The sequence below is a fragment of the Paenibacillus sp. ATY16 genome (assembly GCF_003399985.2).
In the GTDB taxonomy this organism is placed as follows: Bacteria; Bacillota; Bacilli; order Paenibacillales; family Paenibacillaceae; genus Pristimantibacillus; species Pristimantibacillus glycanilyticus.
This window is the reverse complement of record NZ_NMOK02000037.1, coordinates 363,330-375,898: the sequence shown is the minus strand read 5'-3', so window position 1 is coordinate 375,898 and position 12,569 is coordinate 363,330. Positions and strand designations below refer to the sequence as shown.

Below are 12,569 nucleotides of genomic sequence, written 5' to 3'. Positions count from 1 at the left end.
TAATGTTTCCTTTTATTGCAATACTGTATTTCTCCCCCTTTTCTATGCTACCATCTCACATTCGTCCATCCATGCTGGCTTTCGGTGCGATAACGTTGAACCCACTGCTCCGCATACTCATCAGCGAGCTTATCGAATGCCGGCGGAGCTACCTTCACGCCTTCTGTCTGAATGCCGAGATACTGAAGCACTCTCAGGACCGTACCTTCATAGTCCTCAATGAAGTCTTCGTAGACAACAGTCATGGGGGATATACCGTTTTTCGAGAAAAAATCTTCAAGCGCAGCCTCAAACATGACACTTTCTTGAATGAGATGATGAATCGCATCGTAATTGTATTGATCTTCAAGGTTACATTCCTTCGGCTGTGTGCATGCGCTTCGATGCCATTCTTCGGATACGATGGCTCTCCACCACGATACGGCTAGTCTTACTTTGTTGCGGCGGGTCATGAAGATATGTTTGCTGCAATTCGGGAAGGCCATACTCCACACCTCCGCGCTCGATATTTCGGATGACAGATTGAACATGTCTCGGAAGGCATCGATCCATCGCTGCTCGTAACCGATTTTAATCCCAAAGATTCCATTCGGCGTCGTACCATGCTGCCATATATTCTCCAGATTTTCTAAACGAAACGTTACAGGATCGTTCCACCCGTAATGCAGCCATTCTGATGGGTCACCTGCTACGCCTGTCGAAGCGAGCGCTTTATTGAGAAGCGTGCTGCCCGTGCGTTGGGAGAACCATATCGTATAGCTTTGCATTGGTTTTTTCATTGAATCTCCTGCTCCTTTTTAATGAATTGAATATTTACGATCAATAAATTCAACAAGCTGCTGCGCGCATTGCCCGATCGACCGATGCTCCGTATCCAGGATTAGTTCCGGCTGCGACGGCGGTTCATAACGTGCATCAATGCCGGTAAAATCTTGGAGTATACCTTCTCGTGCTTTACGGTACAGCCCTTTGGGATCTCGTTGTTCGCATGTGTCAAGCGAGCATCGCACATACACTTCCGTGTACGAATGCGCATCGAAACGCCTTCGAATCTGCGCTCGCATTGCCTCCGTGGGCGTAATCATCGGAACGAGGACGATAAAGCCAGCATCCAATAACATGGCAGTTACCTCAGCTGTTCGCCGCAAGTTTTCCGTTCGATCCGCCTCTGTATATCCGAGATCAGAATTTAGCCCTGCCCGCAGCTTATCGCCATCAAGCACGGCGCAATGATAACCGCGATCTAGCAATAACCGCTCCACCCGCTGACTGATTGTCGTTTTGCCAGAGCCGGATAAACCGGTAAACCATACAACCCCGACACGGTGGTTAGCGGCAAGCTTACATGGATGCTGCTTGATCATACTCTCTCCTTTCTGGGCAATAACTTGATTATTAATGGGGAACGTTTTCTATTTTAGCAACCGTTCCCCATCCAAGAATAGGCAACAAACCGTTCAACCCATTCTTGACCTACACGAAAGCCGCATCGGAGCAGGTCCTATGCGGCTTAAGGTTATAAACTTCTTCTATTTTGTTTTGGCATATACTATTTTTTTAATCGTGTCGCATGATAGATAGAAGCGTTCCGTAAGCTGCTCGATTGTCGCTCCTTGCGAGAATAACTCCCGCATTTCGCCATTACGCTGTTCAAGCCTCTGTCTTCCGCCAGATTTGACGCCCCAGCCTATACGGTCTCCCTCAGCCTTCGGCACGTACATCATGACGCCATTCATATATTTCTGAACTTCCCGCAGCAGCTGCTCCGGCAAGACCATGTCCGCTTTAACATATTTCATGATAGTTGCTCCACTCCTACGTAATAGATTCCATTACACTAGGGGCAAAGCCTATCGCTATAAACGTTCAAGCTGCCTAACACACAGGCGGTTAATTAAAACTCATATTACGCTCTATACAAACAACCGCCGTTGTTTATAGTGTAGACTTTGCACAGAGCAGCGTTTCTTCGATCATCGGCAGTACCTCCTCACTCGCATCCATTTATCGTGTTCCTTATGATTGAGATATTAAAGTTAATTCCTTATATTGTAAAGGGATACTCTATTTTTCGAGAGACTCTCTGACCATTATCCCCCTTCGATGCTTATCTGCTGTAAAGCAATGGGAAGTATTCATTATTGAAAGGCTGCCCGTCATATGGCCGAGGACCTATTAATCGAACATTATCATGCCTGCCCCTGCCCGATTTGTATACCGTATCTCCGGGCATTAGATGCGCAACAATGGAAAGCCGCGGTTGCTCTGACAGATTTGGTCCGGAACCGTGGAACGTTAATCCATGGTGGAAGCTAGCCTGGCCGGCTTTCAATATGCACGGCTCATCCTTCCATTCTCCCAACCCGGAAAACTTCTGTTTAAGTCCGTCCAGATCCTGGTCGAAAAAAGCAGCGCTTCCTTCGACGACTCCCCATTTGTGGGAACCCAATATCGTTCTCATTCCCCCATTGCTTAGATCGGTATCCTGCAAGGCAATCCAGACGGTTACCATATTCGTTGTACTGCTGCATTTCCAAAAGCCATAGTCCTGATGCCATCCAACATTGCCCGCCATCGTTTCCTGACCTGCCGCACTAGGCTTGTAGATGACTTGATCATGCCAAAGTCTAATCGAGGATTCACCGATCAAATCAGCGGACATGCGTCCTAAATCCGGATGGGTAACAACGTTTTTAACCTCGTCATTAATCCACCAGCCGTTATCGTGTTTTCGCAACGCTATCTTATTCTCGGGAATACGAACATCATGCATGGGGTAACCGTCGCCATCGAAATCGGATGCCCATATCCGTTCATGAGCCAGTCGAAGCTTTTCAATCGTCTCGTCGTCAATAAGCTTAGGGCTGATCCAATAACCATCGCGTTCGAAATTCCGTTTATCTTGCGCAGTTACTTCATAAGGAATAAAACCCATCATTCCACCTCTTCGTCTATAATTGTTGATTCCGCCTTAAGATATCAACTTTTTTAGACTTTGACTTCCCGGAAACTATCGAATAGGATTTTGTACATAGATATGATTTGACACAAGGAGACTTGCCAATGACAGCCGGGAAAGACCGTTCGGGACGTTGGGTATATGATCAGGAGGGAAATGGCAATTCCGGTGCCGTACAGGTACCGGAGCTTCTCATGCTTGGCTATGATCATTTCACCGAAGCGCTAAGATTGTCTCGTCATGAGCATGATGGAGCCTTTGAATTTGTGTTCGTAGAGAGCGGTAAAGTAACTTGGGAAGTCAATGGACAGGATTATGAGACAAGGGCCGGTGAGATGTTTCATACGCGGCCGAATGAGCCTCACCGGGCGCGTATGAACTACATGGAGCCCTGCTCGATCTGGTGGATGATTGTAAAACGGCCTTCAGCGGATTCCTTATGGCTTGGTTTAAGCGCGATTGAAGTCGATGCCGTCGTAGAAAAACTGCATAATCTGCCTAGGGTTTTGCGGACCAATAATCAATTGAAAATAAGCTTCCGAAGGCTGAAGCAAGTTCTTCAAACGGAAGCGCAGCCCTGGCTCAAGCTGAAAGTCCGCCATATGGTGCTGGATCTGATTCTTAACATGACCGAGCCTCCTCCGGATTTGCACATCCCGGAAGATCTGCATGCCGCTTTGCGTTCCATTGTGGAAAACATACAGCGAAACCCCGAGAAGCATTGGAACAACCGGGACATTGCTGCCTCCATTGGGGTGAGCGAATCCCATTTTTACCGATTGTTCCGGGAAAGCTTTGGCCAGTCGCCTTCTTCATTCGTGGAGCGTTCACGCGTAGAGTATGCCGCTCAGCTATTGGCGCATTCAGATACTCCCATTACGAGCCTTGCTTTAAGTCTTGAATTCAAGACCAGCCAGCATTTCAGCACAGTGTTCAAAAAAGTGACCGGCATGACTCCCAGCAAATGGCGGGCTGCGCATATAAACCACCAACCTAGCTATAAATGAATTTGATCAGCATGAGAATGGAACCGATTCCTTAATGACATGTCCCGGAGCGGGCTCAAACGGAACGAAGCCGGCCATATCCCGCGCCCGGCATTCGATTCGGCCATTCCGCCCTGCAAGCAGCACATTCCGCGTTTCGGATGCCCGGTCAGCGGGCAGCATGTAAGCCGATACGTGAGTGAAAGATTCGCGCAGCGTTGCATGAAGGGCGCCAATTAGCCGGTCGCCAGGTCCTTTGCCGGTCACGTTCAGCACAATCATCCCTCCGGAGTCGAGCTTCTCCGCGGATGTCGCAAAGAAACGGTCCGTTGTCAAATGCCGCGGTACGCCTCTGTCCGTGAAGGCGTCCACGATGATGCCGTCGTACAACTCCGCTTCCTCGCCTTCCAAAATACGGCGTCCGTCACCGATCGCGATCAATTCCCCGGCGGAACCAAAATATTGTCGGCTGGCTTGGACAATCCGTTCGTCTAGCTCCGCGGTCTTGAACCGTTCGCCCCGGCAATGCCGGGCGATCGTCCCGATCCCGTGTCCGATTTGAAATACGCTCTCCAGCCCCGGTTGGTTATGTTCCAGCAGATGGAGGATCGCCTGCGGATATTCGAATACGATCCGCTGTGGATCGTCCAGATCTAGCGCCCCCTGCACGGCCGCATCCGAAAACTGGAGCACCCGGAAGTTTCCCTTTTTTCCAAAGAGCTCGTCTACGTCGCCCACGACAAATCCGTCGCGCTCTTCATCCATGGCTGCTTCATAAAGCACGCGCATGCCGCTGGCCTCCTTTCGTTATAACTTAAACCAATGGCCAATAAAAGAATGATGAAAAAGATGGATATTCGCCGGATTTTTCGAGGTGGAATCATTGCAATATCCTCCTTTCCCGTAAAAATAAAAAAGCCTAAAGTATACTTAAAGGTTAAGCATACGCAGGCCTAAATCCTATTTGTTGATCGGCAGAATCATTTCAACCATCGTTCCTTTCCCAACTTCACTCTCGATTCGCATCGTTCCTTTATGATTTTGGATGATCCTCATCGAAACCATTAATCCCAACCCTGTTCCTGTTTCTTTCGTAGTGAAAAATGGATTGCCGATCTTGGCTATGTCATCATTCGGGATTCCATACCCCGTATCTTTAATTCGAATGTTTATATGATTCCCCATTTGCTTAGCTTGCAGAGTTACTTCTCCGCCTTTAGGCATGGATTCGATGGCATTCTTAAAAACATTGATAAAGACTTGATTGATACTGCTTTGACATTGAATCAACGGCAGATTGGCGTCGAATTCCTGCTTTATTTGAACATTGTATAGGTTGGCTTGTCCCTCGAATAATCTTGTAACGTGAGTTAATAGATGCACCAGGTCCCTTAACTCATAGACCTCATTCGACGGCTTGGCTAACACGAGAAGCTCGCTTACGATCTCATTGATTCGGTCGATTTCCGATATCATGACATCATTACGCAATTTCTTTGAACCATCCCTATCCTCTTTCAAATACATTTGCATAAATCCTCGCAGGCTGGTTAGCGGATTTCTAATTTCATGAGCGATCCCGGCCGCAAGCTCGCCGATCAAGGAGAGCTTCTCCGATCTCCGGATTAATTCTTCCGAATGAACCCGTTCGGTTACGTCGCGTCCCATGCTGATCACATGCTGAATTTCTCCCTCGGCATTTCTAATTTTTTTAGAGTGAGCTTCTTGCCAGATGTAATGGCCGCTTTTATGCCGAAGACGGTACACGAATATTCTGCTATCCGATTGGTCGGGATTGCCCCGCCTTAACCAGCCGCCGTTCAAATCATCCGGATGCCAATACTCATAGGCGTGCTTCCCTATTAGTTCTTCCGGTTCGTATCCGATCTGGTAACGGGCAGCTGGCGAGACATACGAGATAATTCCGTCGGGAGTTAATCGTAATATCACGTCTTGCGAATGCTCAGAAATAAGCATGTGCAGCTCTTCAATCCTCTTGTACTCTTCTTCCTTCTTTTTTTGCTCGGATATATCTACGATTTGGGAAATGAAAATAGGTTTGCCATCAATCCCTTGTACATCCCTCTCGACAGTCACATTTAGAAGTCCCCAAATGATGGTCCCGGATTTATGAATATACCTTTTTTCGATTTGATCACCTTCGATCTCACCTTGTACCATTCTACGCCATAATTCCAGATCTGCTTCTAAATCGTCAGGATGGGTGCCGGAAAAAACGGTTTGATTTATTAATTCACTTTCGTTATATCCTAACATGCGGCATAAAGAAGAATTAGCTTTTATATAACGTCCATCAAACGATAACAAAGCCATTCCAATTGGAGATTTCTCGAATGCATGCAAAAAAAGATTATCGCCGTTGAAATTTGAATACATCTAATCCTCCGTTGAAAAGCAGTTGATCCTCAATTAGGCATTATACCAGCCAATCTCATTTGCTTCCATATCTCTTGCTTTTCCATGAACGGATAATAGCCGGCAATATGAACGGAGCACTCCGCAAAGCAGGAAAATTGTACCTGAAAGCGCTTAACTGTACCTTGTCCGGGACTCCTCCCAACCACTATGATCGGAGCAAAGAAAGCGCTGTCTTGCAGGGTTTCTCCAACCGGAGAGCTACGTTTTCTTGACGACAATTTATCAATGCGAAGGAGAGGAATTCATGAAGGTACAGTACAAAGCAAGGAATGCCGCAAGGTTGTCCGCAGCATTCAAACCGGCTGGCGCGATTATTCTGGGACTCGCCCTGCTGCTGACCGCCGTCTTCGGCGGTTACGGCTTTCTGCCACCCCGGGTCGCGGAGGCTGCGAACAACGGATTGGCTCTAAAGCCGCTTATGGGCTGGAGCAGCTACAGCATGCAGGTGTATTCCGGCAACGGCGCTTGGATCACGGCGGCGCAGATCAAAGCGCAGTCGGACGCGATGCATCAGAAGCTGCAGTCGCATGGGTACGAGTACATTAACGTGGACGCGGGATGGAATGGCGGCCTTGACGGTTACGGACGGCCCGTGCCAAGCACGGCGCTTTATCCGAACGGATTGACTGACGTCATTAATTACGTGCATGCCAACGGACAAAAGTTCGGCCTCTATTTCATTCCGGGTCTCTCCCCTCAAGCTTATGACGCCGATCTGCCGATATACGGCGCCCCGGGCTGCTCGATGCAGGACATCGCGGTCCAACCGCTGACTACCGCGGATTATTGGGGGTTGGACTACAAAATCAACTTCGGCAACGCATGCGCCCAAAAGTACATTGATTCTATCGCGGATCTTATCGATTCCTGGGGTGTCGATTTCGTGAAATTCGATAGCGTTACCCCCGGTTCCGGTCATAACGATACATCGATTGACGCTCGCGGCGACGTGGCAGCCTGGTCGCAGGCGCTCAGCTCGCGCGGCATCTGGTTCGAGATCTCGTGGGCGCTCGACCATAACTACGTCGATTATTGGAAGCAATACGCCAACGGCTGGCGCGTTGACTGGGACGTAGAATGCTACTGCGTCAATACGGCGCTCACGAGCTGGCCGAACATCGCTCGACTCTTCCCGGACGCCGCTGTCTGGTGGCGGGATGCCGGGCCGGGCGGCTGGAACGACTTCGACTCGCTTAACGTTGGCAACGGAGCGATGGACGGCTTGACGCAGGATGAGCGGCAGACGGCAATGTCGCTGTGGGCGATGTCCTCGGCACAGCTGTATACGGGCAACGATCTGACCAACCTGGACGCTTTTGGCTTGTCGCTTCTAACGAACGATGAAGTCATTGCCGTCAACCAGGCCGGCCGGCCAGCCCATCCCGTATCGACCGCGTCTAATCAACAAGTCTGGTACGCCAATAACGGCGACGGAACGTATACCGTCGGATTGTTCAACCTTGGTTCCTCCGCCGCTACGGTGACGGTGAATTGGAACGACATAGGTCTGAACGGCGCCGCTGCGGTGCGCGATCTGTGGAGTCACAACGACCTTGGATCGTTCAACGCGGGATACAGCTCCGTTAATTTGCCGCCCCATGCTTCGCGGCTGCTCAAGGTGACAGCTGCCGGCGGTTCCGTAACCGCAAACGACGATGATACCGGGGTCAAGTACACTGGCTCCTGGCAGCGCAGTTACAACCGCGGACTAGGCGACTATCAGGACGACGTGCATTTCACCCAGACGAACAATGATTCTTTTGAATATACCTTCAAAGGCACCGGTATCGATCTGATTACGGAGAAATCTCCCGACCAAGGCAATGTGGACATTTATCTCGACAATGTATTAAAAGGAACAGTCAGTACGTATAACAGCGTGAGGCAGCTGCAGCAGACCGTGTACAGCGTCAGCGGACTGACGAACGGTACGCATACGCTAAAGGCTGTCAAAAAATCCGGTTCCTATATGCTGCTCGACAAGTTGCGCTTCTTTGTGGCATCACCCCTCGCTGTAAACGATACGGACCCGGGTATTTCCTATTCGGGAGCATGGTCACTGAGTAGCGCCAGGGGCTTCGGCGATTATCAGGATGACGTCCACTTCACGCAGACCAACAACGATTTCGTGCAATACACGTTCAACGGGACGGGAATAGACCTCGTCACGGAGAAGGATTCTGCCCAAGGCGACGTCGATATTTACATTGATAACGTGTTCAAGCAAACCGTAAATACCTACAGCCCTTCGCGCCTCGTCCAGCAAACCGTGTATAGCATAACGGGGCTGACAAGCGGTACTCATACGATCAAAGCCGTAAAAAAATCCGGCACGTACATGCTGATCGATCAATTCAAAATCAAAAGCCCCCGCATCCAGTATAACGATACCGATGCCGGCATCGTCTACACCGGTTCATGGTCGCTGAACGGCAATCGCGGCTTCGGCGATTACAACAACGACGTGCATTTCACCCAGACGAACAACGATTCCTTACAGTTCGCGTTTACGGGCACCGGCGTCGAACTCATTACGGAGAAGGATGCGTCTCAAGGCAACGTTGATATCTATATCGACAACGTCTTGCAGGCAACGGTTAATACGGCGGGTACCACTCGGCAAGTTAACCAAGTCGTATACCAGGCGACGGGCTTGACGAGCGGAAGCCATACGCTTAAGGCCGTTAAGAAGTCCGGCACGTATATGCTGCTGGATTCCATTCGGGTTACGCCGTAATCGCTTGTAACAAAAATAATAAGGCTGCCGGAATTGTCGGCAGCCTTATCTGTTGTCTTATGCTTCTTTTATTTTTGTCCATCGGTAATAAGTTTCTCCGTCGAAGCTTAACATTGCCACATCTTTCTTGCTTTCCTTTCCCTTGATAAAAGGTATTCCCGGGAGGTGCTGCACATTCCGGTACATTGCAGTCTACGGGGATATTTCCAATTTTCTCTCCAATTTGTTCTTTGGGTACTTGTACATCAGTAAGACCGTATGTTTTATCTTTAATGGTGACGGTGTATAAGTTGCGCTGTTCCCGGATCAAACTGTTCCCAACCTTCATATAAAATTAACTCTCCCGGTTTGAAGGAATTGACAGTTCCTCTCTCGAAAACAATGGCAAGCACTCACGAAAGGAACATCTCATGATCTCTCATTCCGACTTCATCCTCAACGCTTTTATTATTTTCCTGCCTTTGATTTTTTACGGACCTTTCAATAAACGTAAACACCCGCTTTTCGTTTACGTTTTATTTTTGATTCCCCTGATTATTACAATGACCTTTCCCGTCAAAATTTTCGATTCGGTGCTTGACCTCAGAGCTATTCCTCTCGTCATCGGTTCACTCTACGGCGGCATTTATACGACCTTGCTTCTATTTGGCAGCATGCTGACGTACAGGCAGATCTTGGGCGGCATCGAGCTTTTTCATTACTTACTTTCGCTGCTGCCAACAATCGTTCTGCTGCTGCTTCTCATCAGGACATACGAGAAAAGCGGCGCCAAAAAAAGAATGCTGCTTGCTTCCGGTATATGCTTCTTTTTGCGCGTAACGGTCGTCAATTTTTATGCCCTGCTCGAGGGCAAGGAGACTTTCTTTATAGCTTCGTTCGTTCCGAGTCTGCCTATTATCCTCGTTCAATGCGTCATGGCGGTCATGCTGGTATTCATGATTGAAACGATCCGCTCGCAGAATCGGATGCAAGAGGAAATCATCCAAGCGGAGAAAATGAAGGTTGTCAGCGAAATCGCAGCTTCGGTCGCGCATGAAGTCCGCAACCCGTTAACGTCCGTCCGCGGTTTCATCCAACTGCTGTCCAATCCGGCACTAAGCGAACATAAACGCAAGGAATTCTCCGCTATTACACTCGAGGAGCTGGACCGGGCGGAATCAATCATTTCCGATTATTTATCTCTTGCTAAACCTCAGATCGAGAGATTCGAATCCATCTGCCTGGATGAGGCACTCTCCAAGGCGGCACAAATCCTGAGCTCCTACGCGAATATGCAGAACGTAGAGATCATCACGAACGTAAAGCATCCCGCAACGGTATACGGCAGCAAGTCCAAGTTCAGGCAGGCCATTATCAATATCGGCAAGAACGCAATAGAGGCGATGCCCGCCGGGGGAAAGCTATCTTTGTCTTATACGGTCAACGAACCCAACAACAACGTTATCATTACAATTTCCGATACCGGCATCGGCATGAACGAGGAGCAGCTTAACCGTTTGGGGGCGCCCTATTATACCACCAAAGACAAGGGTACCGGTCTTGGGACCATGGTTATCTTCAGCGTCATTCGGGGAATGAACGGCAAGATCGAGGTCCATAGCAAGGAAGGCGCCGGAACCACGTATCACATCACGCTTCCGTTGAATGAACAGGTATGATTTTTCGGAAAATCAAAAACCGGAAACGAATGTCGTTTCCGGTTTTTGATGACTTGTCATAAAAAAATGAATTAAGTATGCTTTATTTGAACCTAATTTATATCGTTGGCATGACGTTGCCGCCGCTAACCGGGATATAAGCCCCCGTAATGAAGCTGGCCAAATCCGAGGCAAGGAATGCGACCGCATTCGCAATCTCCTGGTCGGTGCCGCGTCTCTTGAGCGGAACGCTCTTGATGTAATTGGCGCTTTCATCCAAGCCATTCGTGCGCTCGCGCTCGCTGATTGTCCAGCCTGGAGCGACTTGATTGACCGTAATTTGATGTTCGCCAACTTCCTTCGCGAGCACCCGGTATACGCCATCCATGCCCCTTTTTCCGGCTACATAAGCCGATTGCGTCGGGAAATTCTGCATTGAACACTCCGTGTTGATGCCGATGAAACGTCCGGACTTCTTCTCGATCATGGATGGAATGAAAGCTTTAGCTAAATACACGCTTTGCATGACGCAGGACTCGAATTGGCTCGCATAGTCCTCGGCCGGCTGCTCAAGTACGGAAGTCCATTTGTACTGCACCACCGCATTCGCTACAACGATATCCACATGACCCAAGCTCGATTCGACGGATTGCTTAAGCGCGTCAATGGAGTCCTGCTTCGTTACGTCTGCTTTAATAGCAACCGCACGCCTTCCGAGCGCTTCAATCGTGCTTTTTAATTCAGCTGCCTTGGCTCCGTTGCTATGGTAATGCAAGGCGATATCCGCCCCGCACTCTGCGAGTGAACGTGCGATGACGCGGCCTAGTTCGCCTGTCGCCCCTGTGATCAAGGCTACTTTTCCAGATAGATCAATCCTCATGTCTCGCTCTCCTTGTCCGTTAACTTGTTCATACGATAATATAATTCTTTGTTATCGAACAAATGCCTTCTTCTTTTTTATAAAAGACCATTCAAATTACGTATTCGCATGATCCAACTGACCTTCGGCCGTTTCCATCCGTTCACCCTGCGGTATCCTTCAGCTGGATATGCAGGCCTTTCTCCTCCGACCATTCAGCGTAATAGACGGCTTGTATGCGATTGATGCCTTGCGCCTCCAGTTGAGTTAACAGCCATTCTTCGCTTCGGCCAATCTCCTTAAGCTCGCCGCTCTGCAGCTTGCCCTGCTCGATAAGAATGCGCGGAAGTGCTGCCTTCGGTTCAGGCATCTGGAGCTCTGCCCGAGTCGGAGATTCTTGACTTGGCTTTTTCATTACGCTGAGACTTCCGTTGGGCTCGAATACCGCAAATGCTACTTCGCGAACGGAAAAGACTCCCTGCTCTCTTAGCAGCATGCCAACCTGATGCATATCCAGCCGATTCCGTTTCATTGCCTTCACGTCGATTTCGCCGCCGCGAATAATGATATCCGGTCTGCCGTTTAGAGGTATCGATAGGGAGGGTATAAGCTGAACGGCCTTTTCCAGGGCGAGCGATAACGCCATCCATAAGGCGAGGGCATAGATGAGCATCGAAAAATGCGCATCGCGGTCATAGACCGTATTCCCCACAAGCTCGCTCAACATAAGCGACGAAACGAAGTCGAACGGCGTAAGCTGGGATATTTCCTTCTTGCCCAGCAGCTTGGTCATGAACCACAGACCAAAGAAACCCGTGACGAGCTTCACCGATATCATTGCGTAATCCATAGAAAATCACACTCGCATTCTATTAAACGTGAATTTTTAGGATATATACCCTGCTCATGATAGAGTGAAGCACGTTTCCGGAAAAATAAAAAGCCGCGTTAT

General features: G+C 49.1%; 12 protein-coding genes. 3 read left to right on the top strand and 9 right to left on the bottom strand.

Features of this window, described 5'->3' with window-relative positions; all coding sequences use genetic code 11:
• Positions 1-47 precede the first annotated feature (47 nt).
• From CFI03_RS22025 to CFI03_RS22010, 4 genes are all read right to left on the bottom strand, one after another.
• Entirely contained in the window at positions 48-779 is a 732-nt protein-coding gene (locus CFI03_RS22025; protein WP_248759681.1) for a Stf0 family sulfotransferase, read from the bottom strand.
• Between the two features lie 18 nt (positions 780-797).
• Positions 798-1,364 (bottom strand): adenylyl-sulfate kinase, encoded by a 567-nt coding sequence (gene cysC / locus CFI03_RS22020; RefSeq protein WP_248759673.1) that lies wholly within the window; start codon positions 1,362-1,364, stop codon positions 798-800.
• Positions 1,365-1,529: 165 nt separating this feature from the next.
• Positions 1,530-1,799 carry a CD3324 family protein gene (locus CFI03_RS22015; RefSeq protein WP_127496316.1) on the bottom strand — a complete coding sequence of 90 codons (270 nt, stop codon included), beginning with the start codon at positions 1,797-1,799 and terminating at the stop codon, positions 1,530-1,532.
• 308 nt (positions 1,800-2,107) lie between these two features.
• Complete coding sequence (locus CFI03_RS22010) at positions 2,108-2,938, bottom strand: phytanoyl-CoA dioxygenase family protein (protein WP_248759671.1); 831 nt, start codon at positions 2,936-2,938, stop codon at positions 2,108-2,110.
• Positions 2,939-3,063: 125 nt separating this feature from the next.
• Here CFI03_RS22010 and CFI03_RS22005 point away from each other — a divergent pair, with 125 nt between their 5' ends.
• On the top strand, positions 3,064-3,966 hold the full coding sequence (locus CFI03_RS22005; RefSeq protein ID WP_248759669.1) for an AraC family transcriptional regulator: 903 nt from the start codon (positions 3,064-3,066) through the stop codon (positions 3,964-3,966).
• 6 nt (positions 3,967-3,972) lie between these two features.
• Here CFI03_RS22005 and CFI03_RS22000 read toward each other — a convergent pair whose 3' ends face one another.
• Positions 3,973-4,734, bottom strand: a complete 762-nt coding sequence (locus CFI03_RS22000; RefSeq protein ID WP_248759667.1) for a spermidine synthase — start codon at positions 4,732-4,734, stop codon at positions 3,973-3,975.
• Positions 4,735-4,905: 171 nt separating this feature from the next.
• The gene (locus tag CFI03_RS21995; protein ID WP_248759665.1) at positions 4,906-6,342 is read right to left on the bottom strand and encodes a PAS domain S-box protein; all 1,437 of its coding nucleotides are present in this window, start codon (positions 6,340-6,342) and stop codon (positions 4,906-4,908) included.
• A 286-nt stretch (positions 6,343-6,628) separates the two neighbouring features.
• Between CFI03_RS21995 and CFI03_RS21990 the strand changes: the two genes are divergently transcribed.
• Complete coding sequence (locus tag CFI03_RS21990; protein ID WP_248759663.1) at positions 6,629-9,121, top strand: glycoside hydrolase family 27 protein; 2,493 nt, start codon at positions 6,629-6,631, stop codon at positions 9,119-9,121.
• Here CFI03_RS21990 and CFI03_RS21985 read toward each other — a convergent pair.
• Entirely contained in the window at positions 9,111-9,449 is a 339-nt protein-coding gene (locus CFI03_RS21985; RefSeq protein ID WP_248759655.1) for a hypothetical protein, read from the bottom strand. The genes CFI03_RS21990 and CFI03_RS21985 overlap by 11 nt on opposite strands.
• Before the next feature lie 82 nt (positions 9,450-9,531).
• Here CFI03_RS21985 and CFI03_RS21980 point away from each other — a divergent pair, with 82 nt between their 5' ends.
• Positions 9,532-10,779 (top strand): ATP-binding protein, encoded by a 1,248-nt coding sequence (locus CFI03_RS21980; protein ID WP_283094641.1) that lies wholly within the window; start codon positions 9,532-9,534, stop codon positions 10,777-10,779.
• Between the two features lie 97 nt (positions 10,780-10,876).
• Here the strand turns inward: CFI03_RS21980 and CFI03_RS21975 are convergent, their stop codons facing one another.
• Both CFI03_RS21975 and CFI03_RS21970 read right to left on the bottom strand, forming a co-directional pair.
• Positions 10,877-11,638: an SDR family NAD(P)-dependent oxidoreductase gene (locus tag CFI03_RS21975; RefSeq protein WP_248759651.1), complete on the bottom strand. Its 762-nt coding sequence runs from the start codon at positions 11,636-11,638 to the stop codon at positions 10,877-10,879.
• Positions 11,639-11,780: 142 nt separating this feature from the next.
• The gene (locus CFI03_RS21970) at positions 11,781-12,467 is read right to left on the bottom strand and encodes a YetF domain-containing protein (protein WP_248759649.1); all 687 of its coding nucleotides are present in this window, start codon (positions 12,465-12,467) and stop codon (positions 11,781-11,783) included.
• Positions 12,468-12,569: the final 102 nt, after the last annotated feature.